Origin of the sequence: Micromonospora sp. LOL_024 (genome assembly GCF_048060415.1) — a bacterium.
GTDB lineage: Bacteria > Actinomycetota > Actinomycetes > Mycobacteriales > Micromonosporaceae > Micromonospora.
Window position 1 is genome coordinate 216,170 of the sequence record NZ_JBHMIS010000005.1, and the last position, 24,537, is coordinate 240,706.

Annotated in this window: 20 protein-coding genes; 16 read left to right on the forward strand and 4 right to left on the reverse strand. The window is 71.6% G+C overall.

Annotated features, from left to right (window positions below):
- Positions 1-27: 27 nt before the first annotated feature.
- From fabI to ACFHWY_RS09410, 3 genes are all read left to right on the forward strand, one after another.
- A complete protein-coding gene (fabI, locus tag ACFHWY_RS09400; protein WP_416579756.1) occupies positions 28-795 on the forward strand; it encodes an enoyl-ACP reductase FabI in 768 nt (255 codons plus the stop codon).
- A gap of 110 nt (positions 796-905) precedes the next feature.
- Complete coding sequence (locus ACFHWY_RS09405) at positions 906-1,937, forward strand: ferrochelatase (protein ID WP_416579728.1); 1,032 nt, start codon at positions 906-908, stop codon at positions 1,935-1,937.
- Positions 1,886-2,752, forward strand: a complete 867-nt coding sequence (locus tag ACFHWY_RS09410; RefSeq protein WP_416579729.1) for an HAD-IIA family hydrolase — start codon at positions 1,886-1,888, stop codon at positions 2,750-2,752. The genes ACFHWY_RS09405 and ACFHWY_RS09410 overlap by 52 nt, the downstream gene beginning before the upstream one ends.
- Positions 2,753-2,808: 56 nt before the next feature.
- On the opposite strand, the gene ACFHWY_RS09415 is transcribed toward ACFHWY_RS09410, so the two are convergent.
- Entirely contained in the window at positions 2,809-3,603 is a 795-nt protein-coding gene (locus tag ACFHWY_RS09415; protein ID WP_416579730.1) for a hypothetical protein, read from the reverse strand.
- Between the two features lie 203 nt (positions 3,604-3,806).
- On the opposite strand from ACFHWY_RS09415, the gene ACFHWY_RS09420 reads away from it, so the two are divergent.
- Complete coding sequence (locus tag ACFHWY_RS09420; protein WP_416579731.1) at positions 3,807-4,622, forward strand: DUF3097 domain-containing protein; 816 nt, start codon at positions 3,807-3,809, stop codon at positions 4,620-4,622.
- Between the two features lie 75 nt (positions 4,623-4,697).
- The gene (locus ACFHWY_RS09425; protein WP_416579732.1) at positions 4,698-5,990 is read left to right on the forward strand and encodes an AI-2E family transporter; all 1,293 of its coding nucleotides are present in this window, start codon (positions 4,698-4,700) and stop codon (positions 5,988-5,990) included.
- Between the two features lie 20 nt (positions 5,991-6,010).
- Here ACFHWY_RS09425 and ACFHWY_RS09430 read toward each other — a convergent pair whose 3' ends face one another.
- Positions 6,011-6,619, reverse strand: a complete 609-nt coding sequence (locus tag ACFHWY_RS09430; protein WP_416579733.1) for a serine hydrolase — start codon at positions 6,617-6,619, stop codon at positions 6,011-6,013.
- An 83-nt stretch (positions 6,620-6,702) separates the two neighbouring features.
- Between ACFHWY_RS09430 and ACFHWY_RS09435 the strand changes: the two genes are divergently transcribed.
- From ACFHWY_RS09435 to ACFHWY_RS09450, 4 genes are all read left to right on the forward strand, one after another.
- Complete coding sequence (locus ACFHWY_RS09435; protein WP_416579734.1) at positions 6,703-7,173, forward strand: NfeD family protein; 471 nt, start codon at positions 6,703-6,705, stop codon at positions 7,171-7,173.
- A gap of 4 nt (positions 7,174-7,177) precedes the next feature.
- Positions 7,178-8,287 (forward strand): SPFH domain-containing protein, encoded by a 1,110-nt coding sequence (locus ACFHWY_RS09440; RefSeq protein ID WP_416579735.1) that lies wholly within the window; start codon positions 7,178-7,180, stop codon positions 8,285-8,287.
- Positions 8,288-8,473: 186 nt separating this feature from the next.
- The gene (locus ACFHWY_RS09445; RefSeq protein WP_416579736.1) at positions 8,474-9,271 is read left to right on the forward strand and encodes a hypothetical protein; all 798 of its coding nucleotides are present in this window, start codon (positions 8,474-8,476) and stop codon (positions 9,269-9,271) included.
- 290 nt (positions 9,272-9,561) lie between these two features.
- Positions 9,562-11,754 carry a transglycosylase domain-containing protein gene (locus tag ACFHWY_RS09450; protein WP_416579737.1) on the forward strand — a complete coding sequence of 731 codons (2,193 nt, stop codon included), beginning with the start codon at positions 9,562-9,564 and terminating at the stop codon, positions 11,752-11,754.
- Between the two features lie 132 nt (positions 11,755-11,886).
- Here ACFHWY_RS09450 and ACFHWY_RS09455 read toward each other — a convergent pair whose 3' ends face one another.
- Positions 11,887-13,740 carry a thiamine pyrophosphate-requiring protein gene (locus ACFHWY_RS09455; protein WP_416579757.1) on the reverse strand — a complete coding sequence of 618 codons (1,854 nt, stop codon included), beginning with the start codon at positions 13,738-13,740 and terminating at the stop codon, positions 11,887-11,889.
- A 215-nt stretch (positions 13,741-13,955) separates the two neighbouring features.
- Here ACFHWY_RS09455 and ACFHWY_RS09460 point away from each other — a divergent pair, with 215 nt between their 5' ends.
- A complete protein-coding gene (locus tag ACFHWY_RS09460; protein WP_416579758.1) occupies positions 13,956-14,783 on the forward strand; it encodes a TrmH family RNA methyltransferase in 828 nt (275 codons plus the stop codon).
- Between the two features lie 128 nt (positions 14,784-14,911).
- Positions 14,912-16,672 (forward strand): PucR family transcriptional regulator, encoded by a 1,761-nt coding sequence (locus ACFHWY_RS09465; RefSeq protein WP_416579738.1) that lies wholly within the window; start codon positions 14,912-14,914, stop codon positions 16,670-16,672.
- 43 nt (positions 16,673-16,715) lie between these two features.
- Here ACFHWY_RS09465 and ACFHWY_RS09470 read toward each other — a convergent pair whose 3' ends face one another.
- Complete coding sequence (locus ACFHWY_RS09470; RefSeq protein ID WP_416579739.1) at positions 16,716-18,071, reverse strand: hypothetical protein; 1,356 nt, start codon at positions 18,069-18,071, stop codon at positions 16,716-16,718.
- A gap of 90 nt (positions 18,072-18,161) precedes the next feature.
- Here ACFHWY_RS09470 and murD point away from each other — a divergent pair, with 90 nt between their 5' ends.
- From murD to ACFHWY_RS09495, 5 genes are all read left to right on the forward strand, one after another.
- Positions 18,162-19,523 carry a UDP-N-acetylmuramoyl-L-alanine--D-glutamate ligase gene (gene murD / locus ACFHWY_RS09475; RefSeq protein ID WP_416579740.1) on the forward strand — a complete coding sequence of 454 codons (1,362 nt, stop codon included), beginning with the start codon at positions 18,162-18,164 and terminating at the stop codon, positions 19,521-19,523.
- A 226-nt stretch (positions 19,524-19,749) separates the two neighbouring features.
- Positions 19,750-20,607: a hypothetical protein gene (locus ACFHWY_RS09480; RefSeq protein WP_416579741.1), complete on the forward strand. Its 858-nt coding sequence runs from the start codon at positions 19,750-19,752 to the stop codon at positions 20,605-20,607.
- A gap of 9 nt (positions 20,608-20,616) precedes the next feature.
- Positions 20,617-21,396 (forward strand): hypothetical protein, encoded by a 780-nt coding sequence (locus ACFHWY_RS09485; RefSeq protein ID WP_416579742.1) that lies wholly within the window; start codon positions 20,617-20,619, stop codon positions 21,394-21,396.
- 102 nt (positions 21,397-21,498) lie between these two features.
- A complete protein-coding gene (locus ACFHWY_RS09490; RefSeq protein ID WP_416579743.1) occupies positions 21,499-22,803 on the forward strand; it encodes an aspartate aminotransferase family protein in 1,305 nt (434 codons plus the stop codon).
- Positions 22,800-24,290 carry a CoA-acylating methylmalonate-semialdehyde dehydrogenase gene (locus tag ACFHWY_RS09495; RefSeq protein ID WP_416579744.1) on the forward strand — a complete coding sequence of 497 codons (1,491 nt, stop codon included), beginning with the start codon at positions 22,800-22,802 and terminating at the stop codon, positions 24,288-24,290. Before ACFHWY_RS09490 ends, ACFHWY_RS09495 begins: the two co-directional genes overlap by 4 nt.
- The last annotated feature ends 247 nt before the right edge of the window (positions 24,291-24,537 follow it).

Below are 24,537 nucleotides of genomic sequence, written 5' to 3' on the forward strand. Positions count from 1 at the left end.
CTCAGATAGTACGGAGGAATGAGCGAAATGTCCGGACTGTTGGCCGGTAAGCGGCTGCTCGTCACCGGCGTCATCACCGACGCCTCGATCGCCTTCTCGGTGGCGAAGCTCGCCCAGGAGAACGGCGCCCAGGTCGTGCTCACCGGCTACGGCCGCCTCTCGCTGGTGGAGCGGATCGCCAAGCGGCTGCCCGAGCCGGCCCCCATCATCGAGCTGGACGTGACCAGCCCCGAACACCTCGCCGGGCTGGCCGACCGAGTTCGCGAACACGTCGACGGCCTCGACGGGGTGGTCCACTCGATCGGCTTCGCCCCGCAGAGCTGCCTCGGCGGCGGCTACCTCGACGCCTCCTGGGAGGACGTGTCGACCGCGCTGCACGTCTCGACGTACTCCTACAAGTCCCTCGCCGTCGCGGCGTTGCCACTGATGTCGCCGGGGGGCTCGGTGGTCGGGCTGACCTTCGACGCCACCAAGGCGTGGCCGGTCTACGACTGGATGGGCGTGGCCAAGGCCGGGCTGGAATCCGCCTCCCGATACCTCGCGCTGCACCTGGGTAAGGAGGGCATCCGCAGCAACCTGGTCGCCGCCGGCCCGCTGCGCACCATGGCGGCCAGGTCGATCCCCGGCTTCGAGCAGTTCGAGGACGCCTGGGCCGAGCGGGCGCCGCTGGGCTGGGACCTCACCAACCAGGAGCCGGCCGCCCGCGCCTGCCTGGCGCTGCTGTCCGACTGGTTCCCGGCCACCACCGGCGAGATCGTGCACGTCGACGGCGGCTACCACGCCATCGGCGCCTAGCCGAAAGGCCGGACTCCTGTTAACGCCTGCGGTATAGCAAGGCCCCCTGTTGACGGCCGGGACCCGGGGGCGTCGCCAGGTCACCGCCGGGCACCGGGAAGAATGGCCTCATGGAGTACGACGCGGTGGTGCTGGTTTCCTTCGGTGGCCCGGAGGGGCCGGACGACGTGCTGCCGTTCCTGCAGAACGTGACCCGAGGTCGGGGCGTGCCGCCGCAGCGGCTGGCCGAGGTCGCCGAGCACTACCAGCACTTCGGTGGGGTCTCCCCGATCAACCAGCAGTGTCGGGACCTGCTCGCGGCGGTCCGCGCGGACTTCGCTGCCAACGGCCTTGACCTGCCCGTGTACTGGGGAAACCGGAACTGGCACCCGATGCTCGCCGACACCGTGGCACAGCTGCGCGACGACGGCGTACGGCGGGCACTGGCATTCGCCACCAGCGCCTACGGCGGCTACTCCTCCTGCCGGCAGTACCAGGAGGACATCAGCGCGGCCCGGGCGGCGGTTGGCTCCGACGCGCCGGTAATCGAGAAGATTCGTCAGTTCTGGGACCATCCCGGTTTCGTCGAGCCGCACGTCGACGCGGTGCGGACGGCCCTGGCCCGACTCGACCCGGCGCGACGGGACAGCACCCGGCTCGTCTTCACCGCACACTCCATCCCCGTCCCGGCGGCCGACAGCGCCGGGCCGCACGGCGGCCGGTACACCGCCCAACTCGCCGAGACCGCCCGGCTGGTGCACGCGGCGGCCGCCCCGGACCTGCCGTACGACCTGGTCTGGCAGAGCCGGTCCGGCCCGCCGCACGTGCCGTGGCTGGAGCCGGACATCAACGATCATCTGGCCACGTTGGTCCAGCAGGGGGTGACCGGTGTGGTGGTGAGCCCGATCGGTTTCGTCTCCGACCACCTGGAGGTGGTGTGGGACCTCGACACCGAGGCGCTGGACACGGCCAAGCAGCTCGGTCTGGACTTCGTCCGCGCCGGCACCCCGGGCGTCGACCCACGCTTCGTGGCGATGGTGCGCGAGCTGGTGCGGGAACGGACCGACCCGGACGGTGCCGCCCTGCGCCGCCGCCTCGGCGAACTGCCGATGTGGGACACGTGTGCCACGGTCTGCTGTGTCCCGCCCCGCCGCCCGTCCTGACCGCTCGGCGACTTCGACACCTGGGGATGACGACCATGCAAGACCGTAAGCCCGTCGAGAGTTGGCTGACCGACATGGACGGCGTGTTGGTGCACGAGGGCCAGCCGGTGCCCGGCGCGCCGGAGTTCGTCACCCGGCTGCGTACCTCCGGCAAGCCGTTCCTGGTACTGACCAACAACTCGATCTACACGCCGCGGGACCTACGGGCCAGGCTCGCCCGGATGGGTCTGGACGTGCCGGAACAGGCGATCTGGTCCTCCGCCCTGGCTACCGCCCAGTTCCTGGCCGACCAGCGGCCGGGCGGCACCGCGTACGTGATCGGGGAGGCTGGGCTGACCACGGCCCTGCACGCGGTGGGCTACGTGCTCAGCGACTTCGCTCCCGACTACGTGGTGCTGGGGGAGACCCGCACCTACAGTTTCGAGGCGATCACCAAGGCGGTCCGACTGATCAACGACGGGGCCCGGTTCATCTGCACCAATCCCGACGCCACCGGCCCCTCGGTGGAGGGTGCCCTGCCGGCTGCCGGCTCGGTCGCCGCGATGATCTCCAAGGCGACCGGCGTGGAGCCGTACTTCGTCGGTAAGCCCAACCCGATGATGATGCGCTCCGCGCTGAACACGATCAACGCGCACTCGGAGAGCACCGCGATGATCGGCGACCGGATGGACACCGACATCCTCTGCGGGCTGGAGGCCGGGCTGGAGACGATTCTCGTGCTGACCGGGATCAGCACCCGGGCGGAGGCGGAACGCTACCCGTACCGCCCGTCGCGGACCGTCAACTCGGTGGCCGACCTGATCGGCGAGATCTGAGCGTCGGTCGTCGGTGACGCGGGAAGGTCGCCCTGGTGAGCGCGCCCTGCTCGGGCTCAGGGGCGTAGCGGGGCGTTGCAGGCGGCCACCAGTGCCTGTCGGCAGGCTGCGGTCAGCGGGCGCAGGGCGGCGTCGCGCTGCTGGGCCTCGTGGTTGTTGACCGCCCCACCCGGCGCGACGTGGCCGGCCAGGGCGAGCACGCGGTCCAGGACGGCGGCGCGGGCGAACAGCCGGCGGGCCCGGGGGTCGAAGCCGGGCGGCAGATCGGTGGTGCCGTCGGGGCGGCGTAGCGCCTCCAGGGCGCCGGCCAGTTCCGGGCGCCATTGGGCCACGTCGAGCCGGGTGAGCGCTGCGGTGGTCTCAGCCAGCGCGGCGGCCAGTTCGGCTTCGGCCTCGGCGGCGCCGGGCAGCGTGAGCGATGCGGCGGGAGCATTCGCCGGCAGCGGGTAGAAGCGCCAGAGCACCGTGGAGAAGGTGTCCCCGGAGCCGGAGGTGTGCACGCGCACCTCGGGGATCAGGCCCAGCGGCCCGGCGATCACCGCTTCGCCGGCGATCAGGGCGGCGCCGGCGAAGTCACCCGGCCCGGGCAGGCCACGGGGGTCGCCCGGGGCGGGCAGCACCAGCCGTATCTCGTCCGGCGAGAGTTTGGCCAGGGTGGGTAGGGCCTCCCGCAGCGACACGTCTGTCCAGGTGCCGGGCGCGTCGGCCACCAGGTGCTCCTCGTGGCCGGCGACCGCGTCGGCCACCTCGTCGAAGGGCACCAGGCCGGCGCGCCACGCGCGTACCCAGGCGACGAACCGGCTCGACCGGCGCGGCGCGAGGATGGCCGCGCCCGCAGCGGGGGTGGACATGCCGAAAGAGTACGTGGTGACGCCCGTCCGTGTCTCGACTGCCGCGCCCACACCTCCCCGCCGCGCCGATCATGCAGTTGCGGCGGGAGATTCGTTTTTGGTCAAAGCTTTCGTAACGTGCCACAACTGCGTGGTCGTTTCAGTGGGGAGGGGTTGGGGGTGTCGGACGGGTGGGTGGGGTGGGGTGGGAATAGCGTGTCGGGATGGGGCGGCGCAAGGGTGAGGACGTGTTGGCGGGGGACTGGCGGCGGCGGAAGGTGGTGCCGGTGGTCGACGCCGAACCGGATCTCGTGGTCGAGGACGCCGACTCGGGTTTCTGCGGGGCGGTGGCCGGCTTCGACTCCGGCGCGGTGGTGCTGGAGGACCGGCACGGCCGGCGGCGCAACTTCCCGCTGCTGCCGGCCGCGTTCCTGCTCGACGGGCAGTCGGTCACCCTGCGCCGCCCGACCAGGTCCCCGGCGCCGGCGGCGCGTCGCCGTACCGCGTCGGGCTCGGTCGCGGTCGACGGGGTACGCGCCCGGGTCGCCCGAGCCAGCCGGATCTGGGTGGAGGGCGTGCACGACGCCGCCCTGGTCGAACGGATCTGGGGCGACGACCTGCGCGTCGAGGGGGTGGTGGTGGAGCCGCTGTCGGGCATCGACGCCCTCGACGCCGAGGTACGCCACTTCGGCCCCGATCCCGACCGTCGGCTCGGGGTGCTGGTCGACCACCTCGTGCCCGGCTCCAAGGAGAGCCGGATCGTGGCCCGGGTGAACGCACCGCACGTCCTGGTCACCGGCCACCCGTACGTCGACGTGTGGCAGGCGGTGAAGCCGGGGGCGCTGGGCATCGCGGCGTGGCCGGTGGTGCCGCCGGGGCGGCCCTGGAAGGAGGGCGTCTGTGCCGCGCTCGGTGTCGGCGAGCCAGCCGCCATGTGGCGGCACATCCTGTCCAGGGTGGACAGCTTCGCCGACGTGGAGACGCCGCTGATCAACGCGATGGAGCGGTTGATCGACTTCGTGACCGAGCCGGCAGGATGAGGCGCCCGCGCGTAGGAGGTGCCGGACCACTACCGTGGACAGCCTGACACCTACCCACCCCCGGGGGTACCCGTTTTGAACCGGTCCCAGCGATTGCGGCAGCGGTTGCGCCAGGCGTACGAGGCGGGACGCGAGTCGGTACAGGCGGCCCGGGAGCGTGAGCGCGCCCGCCGGGCGGAGCGTGCCGAGGAGTCCGAGAGGCGGATCGCCGGCCCGGCGCCCGAGACCTTCGGACCGGGAGGCGACGGCGGACCGCCGTCGACCACCAGCCGCGACGACGCGGACGTGCCCAGGGCGCTGCGGATCGCCGCCGCCTGGTCGTGGCGACTGATCGTCATCGGTATCGTCGGCTGGGCGTTGCTGCGGTTCGTCGGGGCCATCCGCATCGTCATCGTCCCGTTGCTGGTGGCACTCCTGCTCGCCGCGTTGCTGGCGCCTGCCGTCGGCTGGCTGCTGCGGGCCCGGTTTCCCCGGACGCTCGCCACCGCCGTGGTGCTGATCGGCGGGCTGGCCGCGGTGGTCGGCACGCTGACCCTGGTGGTCAACCAGTTCATCGCCGGGCTGCCCGAGTTGACCGCCAGCGCCTCGGCCGGCATCGGGCAGATCCAGGACTGGCTGCGCGAGGGGCCACTCAACCTCTCCGACGGCCAGCTCGACCAGTACATCGAGGCCGGGCAGAACTGGATCAATGAGAACAGCCAGTCGCTGACCGACGGCGCGATCTCCACCGCCGGCACCGTGGTCGAGGTGCTCACCGGCACCCTGCTGGTGCTCTTCGCGACGTTCTTCTTCCTCCGCGACGGCGAGCGGATCTGGCGGTTCGTCGTCGGGACGTTCCCGGTCGCCGCCCGCTGGCCGGCCGACGACGCGGGCCGCGCCTCCTGGCTGACCCTGGTCGCCTACGTGCGGGCCACGGTGCTGGTGGCGTTCATCGACGCGGTGGGTATCGGCATCGCCCTCGTGGTGTTCGACGTGCCGTTCGCCTTCCCCCTGGCCGCCCTGGTGTTCCTCGGCGCGTTCATCCCGATCGTCGGCGCGACGCTGTCCGGTGCGGTCGCGGTCCTGGTCGCACTCGTCGACGGCGGCTGGGTCACCGCGCTGATCATCCTCGGGGCGGTGATCGTGGTCCAGCAGGTCGAGGGGAACATCCTCCAGCCGTGGATCATGGGCCGGGCGGTGGCCCTGCACCCGCTGCCCGTGGTGCTGGCGGTGACCGCCGGTGTGGTGCTCGACGGGATCTTCGGCGCGCTCGTCGCGGTACCGCTGGTCGCCGTGCTCAACACCGCGGTCCGCCGCCTGTCCCGGCGTCGCCCGGCCCCGCCACCACCGGTTCCGGAAGGCGTGGCTGTCAGGTCGAGCACGCCCTGACAGCCACGGCCGGCAGGTGGTCAGGGTTCGTCGTCGGGGGTACGGGTGAAGACGAACGTGGCGATGTCCAGGGCGACCGGCCGGCCCGTCTCGTCACGCAGCACGGTCAGCGTCTCGCCGTCCTCGGGCCCACTGCGCCCGCGCCACCGGTCCGGCGCGTCGAGGGCGTAGCGGCTGAGCAGTTCACCGCGGAGCGCGCCGATCAGCTCGCCGGTGGCACGTCCCAGCTGATGTCGAGCGGCGTGCCCATCCATCACCAGCGACCGGCCAGCGCGGCCACGTCGGCCGAGGGCTGGGCGCCACGGGAGGCTTGGCCGGGGCTCGGCGTCCAGCACGCGGGTGAGGACCTGCTGGCCGAGCGCGCCGATGTGGCCGCTGCGGAAGCCGTACGAGTTGGCGAAGCCGGCGTCGCGCTCCTGCATGATCAGCACGGCGGTCATGGTCTTGGTGATCGAACTGATCCGGTACTGCAGATCGACGTCAGGGCTCGGTTGCTCGCCGACGCTGGTCACGTGCGCCAGGCCGCCGCCGCGGACCACGCCGACGATCAGCGACGGGACGTGGCCGGCGGACTGCGCGTCGGCCACCAGCGCGTCGACCTGGCGAGTGGTTTCGGGACGTAGGGACACGAACTCTCCCTCAATGGTGGTTGTCGCCCTGCTACGATCATGACAGTTCGATGACACGTGCATTGCCATGTCACGATCTAACTGTGGATGCCGTGCTGTGGATCGTGTTGGGTGTGGTGCTCGCGGTCGCTGAGATCTTCACGGCGACCCTGTTTCTGATCATGTTTGCGATCGGTGCGTTCGCCGCTGCCGGCGCTGCGGCGCTCGGCGCGCCGGTGGCCGTGCAGGCGGTGGTCTTCGCCGTGGTGTCGGCGCTGACCGTGTTCGCCGCGCGTCCGGTGATCCAGCGGCACAAGCAGACCAGTTCCGACAGTGACGAAGCCGTTTTCGGGGTCGAGGCGATCGAGGGCTCCACCGCCCTGGTGCTGGAGCAGGTCGACGCCGACCGGGGGATGGTGAAAATCGACGGTGAGGTGTGGAGTGCCCGCGCCTATGACGCCACCCAGGTTTTCGCACCCGGCGAACGGGTGCAGGTTATTCAGGTCAAGGGAGCGCTAGCCCTGGTGTGGCGGGACGTCGCGACGCCCGCTGAGCTGCCCGAAGCGGAAAGGTGAACGGATGGAACTCGTGTTCCCGGTCCTGTTGATAGCCTTGGCGTTGATTGCGGTGATCACTCTGGCCAAGTCGGTGCGGATCGTGCCGCAGCAGCGTCAGGACGTGGTCGAGCGGCTGGGCCGGTACAAGCGCACCCTGAACCCGGGGCTGAACATTCTCGTCCCGTTCGTGGACGCGGTGCGTACCAAGGTCGACATGCGTGAGCAGGTGGTCAGCTTCCCGCCGCAGCCGGTGATCACCTCGGACAACCTGGTCGTGTCGATCGACACCGTCCTCTACTTCAAGGTGGTGGACGCCGTCCGGGCCACCTACGAGATCTCCAACTTCCTCCAGGCGATAGAGCAGCTCACCGTCACCACCCTGCGTAACGTGATCGGTTCGCTTGACCTGGAGCGTGCTCTCACCAGCCGTGAGGAGATCAACCGGCACCTTTCGGGCGTGCTGGACGAGACCACCGGCCGGTGGGGCATCAAGGTGACCCGGGTCGAGATCAAGGCGATCGAGCCGCCGCCCAGCATCCGTGACTCGATGGAGAAGCAGATGCGCGCCGAGCGGGACCGCCGGGCCGCGATCCTGACCGCCGAGGGGCACAAGCAGTCGCAGATCCTCTCCGCCGAGGGTGAGAAGCAGGCGGCGGTGCTGCGTGCCGACGGTGACCGGCAGGCCCGCATCCTGCAGGCCGAGGGCCAGGCGAAGGCGATCCGTAAGGTGTTCGACGCCATCCACCAGGCCAACCCGAGCCAGAAGGTGCTCGCCTACCAATACCTCCAGGCGTTGCCGCAGATCGCCAACGGCACGGCCAACAAGGTGTGGATCGTGCCGGCCGAGCTGACCAAGGCCCTGGAGGGCATGGGCGGCGCGCTCGGCGGGCTGAGCCAGATGGTCGGCGACGTGCCGAGCAAGGAGGCGTCCGACGACGCCAGCGCGGTGGAGCGGGAGGCGGCAGAGGCCGCGCAGGCCGCCGCCGCGGCGGCCCAGGAGATCCACGACGAGGTACGTGTCGCTGAGGCGCAGGCCACCGGCAGCAAACCGCCGCAGGGGCTGCCCGCTCCGGAGCCGGTCTCCCCGGCGAGCCTGCTCAACGACACCTCGGATCAGCGCGAGCGCGGCTGAGCGAATACGGCCGGGCCCGGGGTGACCTGGCCCGGCCGTTCGGTCGTAACGGGCTGATCGGGCTAAACGCGAGAAAGACTCATGAGGCGCTCCGGTGCCTGCCACCATCGGTCCTAGGGCGGGTGGTGACCAGGCATCGGGGCGCTTCGGGGTCCCGGCACCGCGCGCGAGTGAGCGAGGTGACGGATGGAACCGGTGAGGCGATTGTGGTCCGTGTCGGACGTGCCCGGAGCACACGATCCCAACGGACCGCTCGGTAGCCGGCGGACCGGCGGCGGATTCGGCGTGCTGCCCTTCGTGGACGAGCCGGCGCCGCCCGGACCGGCCACCAACGCCAGTTGGGCCTGGTCGCTGCGGCGGCTGGCCCGCGCCGCGGTCTGGCTGCTCCCGGCGTACGCCCTCCTCTACGGCGCGGTGGCCATGGCCAGCGACGGCGGGGTGGGCAACGACCCCTACCCGGCCGACGGCCGGGCGCTGTACCTGATCGGCTGGGTGGCCGCGGTCTGGCTCGGCCTGCTTGCCCTGCTGGGGCTGACCGGCCTGCTCGCAGCCACCCGTAGCCGGCACGCCGCGGTGGCCGGGCTACTGGTTAGCATCGCCGGCACGGTGCTCATGCTGCCCTTTGCCGGGCTCTCCGAGCACACCCCGGTCTTCGGCACCACCGCCCGGTCGCTGGTGCTGGTCGGCGCGACCTGCTACACGGTCGGCTGGTTGCTGACCGGGTGGGCGGTGGCCCGCTCGGGCACGTTCAGCATCGGGGACGGGGCGATGCTGATCATCGCCAGCCCGCTGCTCGGCATCGGCGGTGCGCTGATCGATTCGTTGCAGACCTTCGGGGCGATCTTCGTGCTGATCGCCGGTATCGGGATCTGCTACCGGTCGGGCCGGCTGATGCCACGCGAGATCCTCCGCGACGCCACCAGCGCCAGCGTCGCCACCGGTCCGGTGGGGCCTGGCAGTAACGGGCCGCTGGGCGCGGCCTGACCACCCTGCGGGCCGCGCCCCGGGCGGCAAACCAGCGGACCGGGTACCGACGCGGACGGTATCCAATCGGTGTATCGGACCGGGCAGCGACAGTGCCCTGCCCGCCTGCCACCCTCGGCGGCCGCGTCGTCGCGTCTGTAACCCGCTGCGCCTGCTGCCCGGATCTCCTGACCCGGCCCACCCGGACCGGGCCGAGCAGCGCAAAGGCGGCTGGTAAATGACGGTGAATTGCCTGACAACCTGGCGATTCCGGTGGCCGGAAGGTGGCTTTCGCGGCAATCCTGGGAACCATGGCCACCCCTACGCCGCTGTCGCGGCTGTTCACCGTCGTGCTGGCCGGCGTACTCGCCGGTCTGGTCCTGGCGGTCGTCGCGCTTCCGGGTAACCTGCTGCTCGGTCTCGCCGCGCAGTCGGCGCTCGGGAACTACGCCTCCTTGCCAGACGCGCTGCGGACCCCGGCCACCCCGCAGCGGTCGTATCTCTACGCCAACGACGGCAAGACGTTGATCACCACGTTCTACGACATCAACCGCACCGACGTGGCGTTGGTGGAGATCGCCCCGGTGATGCGGCAGGCGATCGTGGCCATCGAGGACCGGCGTTTCTACGACCACGACGGTGTCGATCTGCGCGGCATGCTGCGCGCCCTGGTCACCAACGTCACCGAGGGCGGCACCGAGCAGGGTGGCTCGACGCTGACCATGCAGTACGTGCGCAACGTGCTCAAGACCGACCCGAGTCGCACCGCCGAGGAGCGGAACGCCGCCACCGAGCAGACGGTGGTGCGCAAGATCCAGGAGATCCGGTACGCCAACGCGCTGGAGCAGCGCCTCGGCAAGGACGAAATCCTCAACCGCTATCTCAACATCGCGTACTTCGGCTCCGGGGCGTACGGGATCGCCGCCGCCAGCCAGCGCTACTTCTCCAAGACCCCGGCCGAGCTGACCCTCGCCGAGTCGGCTCTGCTCGCCGGCCTGGTGCAGTCGCCAGAGGCGTACAGCCCGATCGACGGTGACGCCGAGGCGGCACTTGATCGGCGGGGGTACGTGCTGGACGCGATGGCGCAGACCGGGGCGGTCACCGGCGAGCAGGCCGCCCAGGCCAAGGCCGAGGAGTTGACCTTGGAACCGAGGGAGCAGGCCAACGGCTGCGCGGCCACGGCCGGCGGGTCCGACGGGTGGGGCTTCTTCTGCGACTACCTGCGCCGCTGGTGGCTCGACCAGCCCGAGTTCGGGGCCACCGTCGACGAGCGGGAGCAGGCACTGCGGCGGGGCGGCTACACCGTGGTCACCACGCTGGATCCGCAGGTCCAGGCCACCGCACAGGAACAGGCCACCGAGGTCTACGGGTACGACAACCCGCGCGCCCTGCCGATCGCCGCCGTCGAACCCGGCACCGGTCGGGTCCTCGCGATGGCGGTCAACCGGCACTACAGCCTCGACGCCAACCCGGACGGGCAGGTCAACTACCCGCACACCGTCAACCCGCTGGTCTCCGGCGGCGGCGGTGTCGCCGGCTACCAGGCCGGCTCCACGTTCAAGCTGTTCACCATGCTCGCCGCCCTGGAGTCCGGTCGGCCGTTGGCCACCGGCTTCGACGCGCCGAGCCGGCTGCCCACCCGGTACGCGGCCGACGGTGACAGCAGCTGCGACGGCCGGTGGTGCCCGGCCAACGCCAACCCGGACTGGATGGACGGCTACCGGATGATGTGGGACGGCTTCGGCCGTTCGGTGAACACCTACTTCGTCTGGCTGGCCGAGCAGGTCGGACCGGACAAAGTTGTCGAGATGGCGCAGCGGCTCGGCATCACCTTCCGTGCCCCATCCGACGCGAACTTCGCCGCCGACGACGCGGCCAGCTGGGGTGCCTTCACCCTCGGCGTGTCCGCCACCACCCCGCTCGACCTGGCCAACGCGTACGCCACCGTGGCGGCGGAGGGGACGTACTGCGCGCCGGTGCCGGTGGTGGCGGTGACCGCGCCGGACGGTGAGCGGCTGCCGGTCGGCGACCCGTCCTGCCGGCAGGTTCTCGACGCCGACGTGGCCCGCGCCGCCACCGACGCCGCGCGCTGCCCGGTCGGCCAGCAGTCCGCGTTCGGCCAGTGCAACGGCGGCACGGCGACCAGCGTGAACCAAATTCTCGACGGGCGTCCGGTGGCCGGCAAGACCGGCAGCTCCGACCAGGCCGCCACCGAGAGCTTCGTCGGGTTCACCCCGCAGGTCGCGGTCGCCGGCATCGCCGCCAACCCGGACGACCCGACCGACTCGGTCGGCGCCGCCGTGCAGGCCCGAGTGATCGACGCGGTCGCCCGGATCATCGACACCGCCGTCGACGGCCAACCGGAGCAGGCCTTCGCCGCCCCCAGCCGCGAGCTGGTCGGCACCCCCCGTCGCCCGGTCGAGCGCGACCCGTTCGAAGACCGGCGCCCCGCGGGCGAAGACCTCCTGTCGGACCTGCGGCGCTGGTTCCAGGACCGAGGCTGACCGAGCGCACCGAGCGCACCGAGCGCACCGAGCGCACCGAGCGCACCGAGCGCACCGAGCGTCGAGGGTCGCGTGGTTGATGGGGGGACCCTGCTATGCGCGAGGCGCTAACAGGGGGCCCTTCCTTGCATGTCAGCGGGTGCGGCGGGGACGGTAGGTGGTGATCACGCTGGGTAGGCCGCGGCGGAGGATGCCGGCCCAGTCGGTGTCGCCACGTAGCACCGCCGCAGCCGTCTTGCGGGCCTGGTCGACGGTGAAGTGCGGGGGCATCATCAGCTCGGCCGGGTCCACCAGCGCGTTGATCACCGTGGGGCGGTCCGCCCGCAGCGCCCGGTCCCACACGTCGGGGATCTGGTCGGGATGGTCGACCAACTCGCCGCGCATCCCCAGTACCTCGCCCCACCGGTGGTACGCGATGTCGGGCAGTTGCTGGCTGTCCGGAAACATCGGCGTGCCCTCGGTGGAGCGCTGTTCCCAGCTGACGAACGCCAGATCCCGGTTGTTGAGCACCAGCACCACGAACCGGGGGTCGACCCAGCCCTGCCAGTACTTGGCCACGGTGATCAGTTCGTTGACCCCGTTCATCTGCATGGCGCCGTCACCGATCAGGGCCACCAGCGGGCGGTCCGGGTGGGCGAACTTGGCCGCCAGGGCGTACGGCATGGCGCCGCCCATGGACAGCAGGGTGCCCGACAGGCTGGCCAGCATGCCCGGACGTACCTTCAGATGCCGGGCGTACCAGGCGGTGGTGGTGCCGCAGTCCACGGCGAGCATCACGTCGTCGGGCAGCCGCTCACTGAGGCTGGCGAAGAGTAACTGCGGGTTGACCGGGTTGGCGTCCTGCTCGGCGAGTTCCCGCTGCGACTGCCGCCAGGCGGCGGTCGCCCCGGCGACGGTCTGTCGCCAGCGGGTCGACCCCGGTCCCGGTCCCAGATCCCGCAGCAGGGCGCGCAGCGTGGGCGCGGCGTCGCCGGTCAGGTTGACCTCGGTCGGGTAGCGCAGGCCGAGCTGGGTGCCGTCGTGGTCGATCTGCACCGCCCGCGCCTGGCCGGACGGCGGGTAGAACTCCGAGTACGGCATGTTGCTGCCCACGATGAGCAGCCGGTCGCACTCCTGCATCAGCTGCCAACTGGGGCGGGTCCCGAGCAGGCCGATGGCGCCGGTGACCCACGGCTCCCGGTGATCCACCGCGGTGAAGCCGAGCAGGGACGTCGCCACCCCCGCACCGAGGCGGTGGGCCACCTCGCGTACCTCGTTCTCGGCTCCGAGCGCGCCCTGGCCGACCAGCATGGCCACCCGCTCGCCGCTGGCCAGAACCTCTGCGGCGTGCCGGAGGTCCGCCTCCGGCGGCACTGTCGAGCCGCTGCTCGGCACGCTGCTGGTGTGGTAGTAGCCGTGCGCGTGCGGGGGGTTCGGCATCGCGTCCAGACCCTGCACGTCGAGCGGGAGGACCAGCGCCGTGACGGTACGTCGGGCCAGCGCGGTCCGGCAGGCCCGGTCGACCAGGTGGCGCACCTGCGACGGGTGGTCGAGCTGCGCCAGGAACGCCGCCGCGACGTCCTTGTAGAGGGCGAGCAGGTCCACCTCCTGGTAGTAGCCGCCGCCCTCGGCGGTGAGCGCGGTGTGGCCGACCAGCGCCACCACCGGCTGGTGGTCCAGCTTGGCGTCGTAGAGGCCGTTGAGGGCGTGGATGGCGCCGGGGCCGCTGGTGACCAGTACCGCACCGATCGGCCCGCCGCCGTACTTGACGTGCGCCGACGCGGCGAACCCGGCGGTCTCCTCATGCCGAACCTGGACGAAATGGGTCTGATCGTCGGCGCGTTGCAGCGCCGAGGTCATGCCGTTGATGCCGTCGCCGGGAAAGCCGAAGTACCGGCGTACGCCCCAGCAGGCGAGTCGCTGCACGATGTGGTCCGCGACGGTGGCCTGGCGGGGCAGTGGCCACGGGTCGGCCGGCACGTAGGTGCCGACGTGGTCTGCGCTCACCTGGATCGCCTTTCGGTCGGGCTGCTCGACGGAGTGGCCCGGCATTCCCCGGTCGTCGAGCGCGAAACCGCCGCATCGGGACACCACCGGCGGGCCGGCCAGCTCGGCCGTCCCGACGTTGTCCGCCAAGCTGCTCACCCGGCACGGATCGGCACGGACCCGAGCTCCCACCCCGCCGGACACCCTGGGGGTGGGGTCGGTGGTGAGCGCGCCGGATCCGGGAGAATCAGCAGGTGCCTGTTGACCTGATCACCGATCCTGGCGACGAGCGGATCGGCGACTACCGTGCGTTGACCGACGTCGAGCTGCGGACCCGCTGGGAGCCGCCGCACGGCCTGTTCATCGCCGAGGGTGAGCTGGTGCTGCGCCGAGCGCTGCGGGCCGGCTACCCGGCCCGGTCGTACCTGGTCGACGCCAAGCGGGTCGACCAGCTCGCCGATCTGGACACCGGCGACGCGCCGGTGTACGCCGCGACGCAGGACGTGCTGCGGTCGGCCACCGGTTTTCACGTGCACCGGGGTGTGCTCGCCTCGTTCCGGCGCAAGCCGCTGCCGACCGCCGCCGAGGTGCTGGCCACCGCCGGACGGGTGGTGATCCTCGAAGACGTCAACAACCACACCAATCTGGGCGCCATCTTCCGGGCGGTGGCGGGACTCGGCGTGGATGCCGTGCTGCTCTCGCCCACCTGCGCCGATCCGCTCTACCGCCGCAGCGTACGGGTCAGCATGGGCGAGGTCTTCGCCGTGCCGTACGCCAAACTGGAGCCCTGGCCGGCGGCCCTGGCGCAGGTGCGGGCGACCGGCTTCACGGTCCTGGCGTTGACCCCGGCGCTGGACGCGGTGCCCATCCAACGGCTCGACCGGGCTCAGCGGGCACGGGCCGCCCTGCTGCTCGGAGCCGAGGGCACGGGGCTGACCGATGCGGCGATGGCGACCAGCGACGTACGGGTGGTGATCCCGATGCGGCGCGGCGTCGACTCGCTGAACGTCGCAGCCGCCACCGCGGTGGCCTGCTGGGAGTTGGGCCGCGACGACCCCGGATAGGCCCGGCCGCGACGCCGCCGTCGAGACCCGGCCCATCGTCGGCACCGGCCGACCCCGCCCGGCCAGCTGGACGGCGACGCCACCTTGCCGGGCCGGACGGTCGAGGTTCGCCATGACCTGCGGGTACCGTGTCGCCCGTGTTCCCTACCGTCCGTCAGGTCCTGGCGTTGGACCCGGTACGCCACGGTGCTCCGCGCCTGGTCGCGGGCGAGGCCAGGCTGGACCGCCCGGTGCGCTGGGTGCACGTTGCCGAGGTACCGGACATCGCCACCCTGCTCGGCGGCGGCGAACTGGTGCTCACCACCGGTATCGGGCTGCCCGCCGACGACGCCGGGTTACGGGCCTTCATCGGCGACCTGGCCGGGGTCGGTGTCTCCGGGCTCGTGGTCGAGCTGGGCCGGCGCTACCTCACTGGAGTACCACGGGTGATGGTCGCCGCCGCCGAACGGCACGGGCTGCCGCTGGTGGAGCTGCGCCGGGCCACCCCGTTCGTCCGGATCACCGAGGCGGTGCACGCCCTGATCGTGGACGCCCAGCTCACGCAGCTGCGGGCCACCGAGGAGATCCACCAGCGGTTCACCGAGCTGTCCGTGGAGGGCGCCGACCCGGGTGAGGTGGTCCGGCAGGCCGCCGAGTTGTCCGGCTGCCCGGTGGTGCTGGAGAACCTGTCCCGGCAGGTGCTGGGGTACGACCCGGCGGGAGAGAACGCGGAGCTGCTGTTGGACGGGTGGGAGCAGCATTCGCGGCGGATCCGGCCAACCGGCCGCACCGCGTACGACCTGGACAGCGGCTGGCTGGTGACCACGGTGGGTGCCCGGGGGGAGGACTGGGGTCGACTGCTGCTGCGTTGGCCAGGCGGCGGCGTGCTGAGCCGGACGGTCGGCGGCGGGTCGAGCCGGGTGGACGGTGGTGCCCTGGGCGGGGCGGCGGGCGATGTGGTCGGCCCGGTCGTGCCGCCCACCCGACTGACGATCCTGGTCGAGCGGGCCGCCTCGACACTGGCCCTGGGGCGGCTCATCCGTCGCGACGAGGAGGGGCTGGAACGGCAGATCCACCGGACGCTGCTAACCGCGTTGCTGGACCGGTCCCGCCCGGTGGACGAGGTGGCCCTGCGGGCCCGGGGACTGGGCCTGGTGCTTGAGCGCCGACACCTGGTCGGGGTGGTGATCCGGCACCGGACCGACGACCCGGTGCCGGGCGGCGGCCCGGCCGATGACGCGGGCTCCGGTGGTGATCCCGGCCCGGCTCGACTGCGGGATCTCGCCGAGTCGGTGGGGCAGGCGTTGCGGGACGCGAACCTTACCGGCCTGACCAGCGCCGTCGACGACCAGGCGGTCGGGGTGCTGCTGGCGCTGCCGGGCCCGGCGGCGGAGGAGCGGGCACTCGCCGCGTTCGCCGCCGCGGTGCGCCGCGCCCGCCCCGATCCGAGGCCCACCGAACCGAGACTGATCATCGCGGCCGGGTCAGGGGTGGGCGGTCTGCGGGAGGCGGGACGGTCGCTTACCGAGGCACGGCAGGTGGCTGAGGCGGCCCGGCGGGACCGGCGGGAGCTACCGATCTTCCGGCTGCCACACGTCGGGCTCGCCGGGCTGCTGCACCTGCTGCGGGACGAACCGCGCCTACAGACGTTCGTCGAACGGGAGTTGGGGACCCTGCTGGCGTACGACGCCCAGCATCCGCGTGAGCAGCTGCTCGGCACCCTGCGGGCGTACCTGGAGCAGGGCCGGAACAAATCGGCGGCGGCCGTCGCGGCCCACCTGTCCCGCCCGGCGTTCTACGAACGGCTGGCCCGTCTCGGCCGGATCCTCGACGTCGACCTCGACTCGGTCGACGCCTGTCTCTCCCTCCACGTCGCCCTGCTCGCCCTGGACGCGATCCGCACCCCCTAGGCTGCCGCGCCTCCCGCTCCACACCCCCGGCCGGTCAGGCACGTCAGGGGGTGAAGGTCTGGAGGGTCTTCTGGTAGGCGGGAGGGATGTGGTGGTTGGCGGTGGCGGGGGTGAAGGTGTCGGAGGTGGCGGCCGTCGCCCAGGCGGCACCGGGAACCGCCTCGACCATGGCGCGGACGACGGGGGTGTCGCGCCAGTCGGGCTGCTCGGCGAGCAGACTCAGCGCCACCACCGACTCCTCCACCTCGCCGACGCACTCGAACGGCTTGTGCCCGTGCACGCCGAGCAGCTCCCGGTAGCCGGGAATCTGCGTGGAGTCGGCGAGCAGGTCTCCGCCGAAGATGTGGGTGATCCGCCCGCGGGACATGAACGGCGCCAGGGCCAGGAACACGAACCGGCACTTGGGGCAGTCGCGGCACCATCGCTCGCTGGCGTCGCGGAGCTTGAACGCGGCGTTGCAACTGGTGACCACGTCGTCGTAGCGGTCGATGGTGGCGAAGAGCCGGGCGATGTGCAGCTCCGACAGCGGACGCAGCAGCGAGAAGTACGGTTCGGTCAGCCCGGCGTGCTCGGCCAGGGCCCCCCGCAACAGCCCCTCAGCCTCGACGCCCTTGGACCACTGGTGGTTGATCTCGTGACCGTTCCAGATCAGGTTCGGGTCCGAGGCTGATCGCTCGTTGGACATCACCACCGGTCCCAGCCCGTGCAGCACCGCGGTGGCGACCGCGATCAGCGAATTGATCGCGGTGACCGGGATGTGCCCGTTACGGGCGCCGGCCGCGTTCAGCTCGAACAACAGCGGATCGATGCGGCGTCGGGCCGCGAGTGCGGTGAGCCCGGACGCCTCGTTCACCGCCTTGATCACGTGGTTCGGGTTGACCGAGAAGGGCACCGGGTCGAGGCCGTCCCGGCGCAACGCCTCCAGACTGACGATCGAGTCCTTGCCGCCGCCGACCGCCGACAGCGGGCGCCGACCGGAGTTGTCGTACCCGGCGGCGGACCGCACCCGACCGGCCGGTACCTGCGGGGTCAGCTCCAGCACGTACGGCAGCTGATTGCGGTAGGCGTACTCGGCGAGGCCCCTGGTGTAGACGGCCGTGACGAACTCGACGGCGGCCGGGCCGAGCGGTGCCGGCAACACCAACTGCCCCGGCGCGGCGGTCTTGTAGTAGCTGACCCCGGCCACGACGTGCAGCAACTCGAGCACCCGGCCGAGAGCGGCCACGGCGGCGTCCGACGGCGACTCCTCGGGCACCGGCAACGTGATCACCTCGGTGAATCGTTGCTCGCCGTCCGGCCCGGTCAGGGTGAAGTCGAACAACGCCTCGCCGGTGGAGAGGTCGATCGAGTAGGACGGGAAGGTGAAGGCGTCCATCCGCGCCAGCTGCGTGTTGAGCACACGCCATACTAGGCCCTGGTTCGTCCTGCGGTGCCCGGCTCCGCCGGACCGCGCCCGTACCCATGCCGCCGCCGCACCCGAGGAGAGCTTGTGCGCCTGTCTGACCTGCGCGGACGTAAGGTCGCCGTCTGGGGGGCCGGCCGGGAGGGGCGGGCCGCGGTGATCGCGATCGCTGCCCACGGCCCGGCCGACCTGGTCGCCGTCGACGACAGCGGCAACTTCCTCTCGTTGCCGTGGAACGGGCCGCTGGCGGAGGCCGCCCCGCTGATCAGCGGGGAGGAGGGCTTCGACCGGCTGGCCGCCGCCGACGTGGTGGTCCGCTCACCCGGCGTGCCGCAGACCCACCCGTGGCTGGTGGAGCTGAGGCACCGGGGGACGTCCGTCACCCAGGGCACCTCGCTGTGGATGGCCGACCATGGCGAGCGCACCATCGCGGTGACCGGCAGCAAGGGTAAGAGCACCACGTCGAGCCTGATCAGTCACCTGTTGACGGCGGTGGGCCGGCCGAACGTCTTCGGCGGCAACATCGGCGTGCCGACGCTGGACCTTCCCGAGTCGGAGCTGTACGTGCTGGAGCTGTCCAGCTACCAGTGCAGCGACCTGGCCGACTCGCCCCGGGTGGCGGTGGTCACCGCGCTCTTCCCCGAACACCTCGACGCGCACGGCGGTGAGCGGGAGTACTACCGGGACAAACTCAACCTGCTCGCGTACGGCCCCCGCACGGTTGTGGTCAACGGCGCGGACCCGCGGTTGGCGTTCGAGCTGGGCGACCGCGCGGCGGTCCGGGCGGGTACGGCCGACTCGGTGAACGTCGCCGCCGGCCCGGACGGCACGCCCTGGCTGCACCGGGTCGACCAGCCGCTCTTCCCGAGGGCGGTGCTGGCGCTGGTGGGTAGGCACAACGAGGGCAACCTCTGTGTGGCGCTGGCCGTGCTCGACACGCTCGGCGTGGACCTGGTCGACCACAAGGACACCCTGGCCGTGGCGGTCGCCGAGTTCCAGGGGCTGGCCCACCGGCTGACCGAGATCGCCGACCCGTCCGGTCTGACCTTCGTCGACGACACCCTGGCGACCAGCCCGTACGCGGCCATCCACGCGATCGACGCGTATGAGGGGCGGCCGTTGACCGTGATCGTCGGCGGCAGCGACCGGGGTGTCGACTACAGCCCGTTGCGCGATCACCTGGCCGAGCGGGAGCTGACCGTGATCGGTATTCCGGACAGTGGCCCCCGCATCGTGGCCGCCCTCGACGGATTGCCCAAGGTGCGGACCGAGCTGGTCGAGGACCTCACTGACGCGGTGCAGCTGGCCCGGCAGGTCACCCCGGCCGGCGGGGTGGTGCTGCTGTCGCCGGCCGCGCCGAGCTACGGCCGGTTCCGCAACTTTGAACACCGTTCTGAGGTCTTCGCCGGAGCGGTCCGGGCCACGGCCCCACCGACTGACCGAATCTGATCCCGTCACTGAAACGGCACGTAGATCGGCGTGGTGACCAGCAGCACACGTCGCCGGGAGCGGGTTGGGCGTGCTCGGCCCAGAACCGTTGGGTGTCGGCGGTGCGCGCGGCGGCGTTCGGGTTCGCTCGACGGCGCGGCCGGGGCCGGACCCGCCGGTTGTCGGCGCGGCCGAGCGGTGGTCGTCTGGCCCTACCCTGACGGCAGCTCGCACCAGGAGGTTATCGATGGCCCAACCCCTGCGCCGTACCCGTGACAGCCGGTCCGGCGGTCCTGCGGCAGTGGCCCGGCTGCTGGCGCACACCGATTCGGTCGCGTTGATCGGGATCGTGCTGTCGATCGCGCTCTCCGTCACGCTCGACCTGACCGGCGCGGCCACCGGCGTGGAGTCGCTGCTGGCCGGCCTGATGGGCATCACCATCTCGCTGCTGGTGGATTCGATGGCGCGCGCCGAGCGCCGGTTCCATCTGCGGACCCTGCTGGCCGGCCCGCCCTGGCTCGTGCAGGCGTTGCCCGAGCTGGCCGCCGCCGCCCGGGAAGCGGTCGACCGGCATCCGGGTACCCGGGTGGCGGACGAGACCCGGCGGAGGGTGGCACGGTTTCAGGCCGATCTCGCCCAGTTGCGGAACGGCCGCGTGATCCGGCCCGGTTTCGAATACCAGGACATGCTCGCCGCGACCAGGGAGTGCGTGCGGCAGCTTGAGGCGCTGACCAACGTGCTGCCCCGGCTCGGCTGGTGGCGCAGCGACATCGGCCGGCAGTACTGGGCGGAGAACCTGGCGGCGCTGGAGCGTGGCGTGCGGATAACCCGCGTCTTCACCTACGCCGAGTTTTCCGACGAACTGGCGGAGCTGGTGGCGGAGCAGCGTGCGGCCGGCGTCCGGGTGGGCCTGCTACCGACCGCCGCGGTCCCGGCCGACCTGCACGTCAACCTGATCCGCTGGGACGCGACGGCGTGCTGGACGGCCGGAATGAGCGCGCACGGCGAGATCAATGAGAACCGTTTCTCGGTCAATTCCGCCGACGTGGCCAGGGCCGCCGAGACCTTCCAGGCGTGCGTCGTGCTGGCCAGGTTCGACGGCTGAGCGGCGGCGGTGACCGCCCAGGGGGTGCTGCTCGTGACCGCCGTGGTCTGGGCGGTGAGCCTGATCCGCCCGGTGCGGTGGCGGGCCCTCGTCGCGAGCATGCCGCTGCCGATGTCGGCTGCGCTGCTGGCCACCGATCACCACGTGGACGGTGGACAACTTGTCGGCGTGGTCGGGCTGAACCTGTTCTTCGGCACCGTGGTGTTGACGCACCACCGGTTGGGCTGGCCGATCCTGTTGGCCGATGTGGCGGGCATCGCCGGCTACCTGGTCGTGGCGGCAGCGCTGAGGACTGTCGCGCTGCCGTTCCGGCCCACGCTGGCCGGCGTCGTGCTCCTCTGGCTGGTCGCCGTGCTGGTGCTGCGCCGCCACCGGGTGGCGGCGGAACCAGTGGTCGGTGGGGAGGCGGCGCGACTGCCCGCGCCGGCCCGGCTGCTGCTGATCCTCGCTGCGGCGACGCTGACCGGCCTGCTCGGCCAGGTACTGCGCGGGCTGGTGGTGACATTCCCGTACGCGGGTGTGCTGGTGGCGGTCGAGGTGCGACGCGATCTGCCCGAGTTCTGCCGGCATTTCGTCCGCAACAGCCTGGCCCTGGTCGGCTTTCTCACCGGGGTGTACCTGGGACAGGAAATCTCCGGCGGGGTCGCACTGGCACTGGGGTGGGCGGGCTTCGGGCTGATCGTGGCGGCGTTGCACATACCGCCCTACCTGCACGGAAAAAGCGGCTCGACGGCCCCGACAGCTACCGGAAGCGAGGCCGATTCGGTAACCGACGACGAAATGCGTTGACGATCTGTCAACACGGACGGGGGGGCCACCCGACACATTGGCACTTGTCCGGGCAGCGATGGTGGTGAAAGCGTTCGGATATCGCGAACCGAGGGGGCGACGATGACCGCCGACGACCTGCTGGCCCGGCACCGGGCCGTACTGCCGTCCTGGATGCCGCTCTACTACACCGAGCCGATCGAGCTCGTCAGCGGCGAGGGCCGTCGGGTCACCGACGCGCAGGGCCGTACCTACCTGGACTTCTTCGGCGGCGTGCTGACCAACTCGCTCGGCTACGACATCGCCGAGGTGCGGGAGGCGGTGCAACGGCAGTTGGCCACCGGGATCGTGCACACGTCGACGCTCTACCTGATCCGCCAGCAGGTCGAGTTGGCCGAGAAGGTGGCGAGACTCTCCGGCATCCCCGATGCCCGGGTCTTCTTCACCAACTCCGGCACCGAGGCCAACGAGGCGGCGCTGCTGGTCGCCACCAACCATCGCCGCTCGCACCAGATCCTCGCGGTACGCAACAGCTACCACGGCCGGACGTACGCGACCTTGGGGGTGACCGGTATCCGCAGTTGGTCGTCGACCGCGCTCAATCCGTTGCAGGTGGCCTGGTTGCACTCGGGTGAGCGGCTCCGTGGCCTGCTGGCCCGGCTCCCCGAGGCCGACCGGATCGACGCTGCGGTGGAGGACCTGCGTGAGGTGCTGGCCACCCAGACCAGCGGGGATGTGGCCTGCCTGATCGCCGAGCCGATCCAGGGGGTGGGGGGCTTTGTGCACGGCCCCGACGGCCTGCTCGCCGGCTGGAAGAAGGTCCTCGACGAGCATGGCATCCTGCTCGTCTGCGACGAGGTGCAGACCGGTTGGGGGCGGACCGGCGAGCATTTCTGGGGCTACCAGGCGCACGGCGTCACGCCAGATCTGATCACCTTCGCCAAGGGCGTCGGCAACGGGTTCGCGCTGGCCGGCGTGGTGGGTCGGGCGGAGGTGCTGGAATCTGTGCCGTCGATCAGCTTCTCGACCTTCGGCGGCAATCCGCTCTGTGTTGCCGCCGGCAACGCGGTCGTCGACTACCTGCTGGCCCACGACCTACAGGCGAACGCCGCCCGGGTCGGCGCGGTCCTCGGCGACGGGCTGCGTGACGCGGTCGCCGGCCTCGACCGGGTCGGTGAGGTACGCGGCAAGGGCCTGATGCTGGGCGTCGAGTTCGTCCACGCCGGTACCGGCGACCCGGACCCGGCGCTGACCGCCCGCGTCTTCGAGGCGTGCCGGGCGGGTGGCCTGCTGACCGGCAAGGGCGGACTGTACGGCAACGTGCTGCGGATGGGGCCGCCGTTGACGCTGACCGAGGAGGAGGCCCGCGAGGGGCTCAGCATCCTGGTCGAGGCGATCCGCTCCTGCGCGGCGGGGCAGCCGGGATGAACCTCATCGGGCACTTCGTGGACGGCAAGCGGGTCGGCGGCACCGCCAACCGGCGGGGCGACGTCTTCGATCCGGCGACCGGTCGGCGTACCGGTGAGGTGGAGTTGGCCGGTGCCGCGGACGTCGCGGTCGCGGTGCGGGCCGCCGAGCGCGCGGCCCGGACCTGGCGGAACGCGTCGCTGGCGAGGCGGACGGCGGTGCTGTTCGCCGTTCGTGAGTTGGTCAACTCCCGCCGCGATCAGTTGGCCGAAGTGATCACCGCCGAGCATGGCAAGGTGCTCGCCGACGCCGCCGGTGAGGTGCAGCGCGGGCTGGAGGTCATCGAGTACGCGTGCGGCATCCCGTCGGCGCTGCGCGGCGGCTTCAGTGAGAACGTCTCCACCGACGTCGACTCGTACAGCCTGCGGCAGCCGCTCGGGGTGGTCGCGGTGATCAGCCCGTTCAACTTTCCGGTGATGGTGCCGCTGTGGTTCGTTCCGGTGGCGGTCGCTGCCGGTAACGCCGTGGTGCTCAAGCCGAGTGAGAAGGACCCGAGCGCGGCCCTGCTGCTGGCCGAGTGGTTCGCCGAGGCCGGCCTGCCCGACGGGGTGCTCAACGTGGTCAACGGCGACGCCGAGGCGGTAGACGCGCTGCTGGAGCACCCGGCGGTCAGTGCGGTGTCGTTCGTCGGCTCGACCCCGGTTGCGCGGCACGTCCACCAGCGCGGCACGGCCGCCGGCAAGCGGGTGCAGGCGCTCGGCGGGGCGAAGAACCACATGGTGGTGCTACCCGACGCCGACCTCGACCTCGCCGCCGACGCGGCGGTCAACGCCGGGTTCGGCTCGGCGGGGGAGCGGTGCATGGCGATCTCGGCGCTGGTGGCCGTGGAACCGGTCGCCGACGGGTTGGTGGCGCGGATCGCGCAGCGGATGGCCGGGCTGCGCACCGGCGACGGGCGGCGCGGCTGTGACATGGGCCCGCTGGTCACCGCCGCGCACGCGGCGAAGGTCCGCTCCTACGTGGCGGCGGGCGTGCGGGCCGGCGCGATGCCGGTGATCGACGGCCGGGAGGTGGCGCCCGACGGGGACCCGGACGGCTTCTGGCTCGGACCGACCCTCTTCGACCGGGTCACCCCGGAGATGTCGGTCTACACAGACGAGATCTTCGGCCCGGTGCTGTCGGTGCTGCGCGTCGGCTCGTACGCCGACGCGGTCGCGCTGGTCAACGCCAGCCCGTACGGAAACGGCACGGCGATCTTCACCAACGACGGCGGCGCTGCGCGGCGTTTCCAGTACGAGGTGGAGGTCGGTATGGTCGGCATCAACGTGCCGATTCCGGTGCCGATGGCGTACTTTTCGTTCGGCGGCTGGAAGTCGTCGCTCTTCGGCGATCTGCACGCGCACGGCGCCGACGGCGTCGCGTTCTTCACCCGGGGGAAGGTGGTCACCAGCCGGTGGCCGGATCCGCGAAACGGTGGGGTCAACCTCGGCTTCCCCACCCAGACCTGAGCAGCCGCAGGGCGTCGGGCCCCGGCCGGGGTAGGCCACCAGCGCGGGCGACCGGCTGCCTGAGCGGCTCGGGTGCGTGCACCAGGATCAGGGCGGTGGTCGGGTGCAGCAGTCGGGCGCTGCGGCCGGGCAGGCAGCCAGGGCTTAATCAAGTTCCGTGGGTGTCCGGAGTGTTGGTGATGCCCAGGATGGGGAGTGCTCGTTGGGGTTCGTCGCGGATCGCTCGGGTGGTCTTGGCGATGTTGTG

Excerpts from the sequence above, each read along its gene's own strand:
- fabI (WP_416579756.1), top strand. The coding sequence starts at position 28 with ATGTCCGGACTGTTGGCCGGTAAGCGGCTGCTCGTCACCGGCGTCATC.
- ACFHWY_RS09405 (WP_416579728.1), top strand. The coding sequence starts at position 906 with ATGGAGTACGACGCGGTGGTGCTGGTTTCCTTCGGTGGCCCGGAGGGG.
- ACFHWY_RS09415 (WP_416579730.1), bottom strand. The coding sequence starts at position 3,603 with ATGTCCACCCCCGCTGCGGGCGCGGCCATCCTCGCGCCGCGCCGGTCG.
- ACFHWY_RS09420 (WP_416579731.1), top strand. The coding sequence starts at position 3,807 with ATGGGGCGGCGCAAGGGTGAGGACGTGTTGGCGGGGGACTGGCGGCGG.
- ACFHWY_RS09440 (WP_416579735.1), top strand. The coding sequence starts at position 7,178 with ATGGAACTCGTGTTCCCGGTCCTGTTGATAGCCTTGGCGTTGATTGCG.
- ACFHWY_RS09445 (WP_416579736.1), top strand. The coding sequence starts at position 8,474 with ATGGAACCGGTGAGGCGATTGTGGTCCGTGTCGGACGTGCCCGGAGCA.
- ACFHWY_RS09450 (WP_416579737.1), top strand. The coding sequence starts at position 9,562 with ATGGCCACCCCTACGCCGCTGTCGCGGCTGTTCACCGTCGTGCTGGCC.
- ACFHWY_RS09480 (WP_416579741.1), top strand. The coding sequence starts at position 19,750 with ATGGCCCAACCCCTGCGCCGTACCCGTGACAGCCGGTCCGGCGGTCCT.
- ACFHWY_RS09490 (WP_416579743.1), top strand. The coding sequence starts at position 21,499 with ATGACCGCCGACGACCTGCTGGCCCGGCACCGGGCCGTACTGCCGTCC.
- ACFHWY_RS09495 (WP_416579744.1), top strand. The coding sequence starts at position 22,800 with ATGAACCTCATCGGGCACTTCGTGGACGGCAAGCGGGTCGGCGGCACC.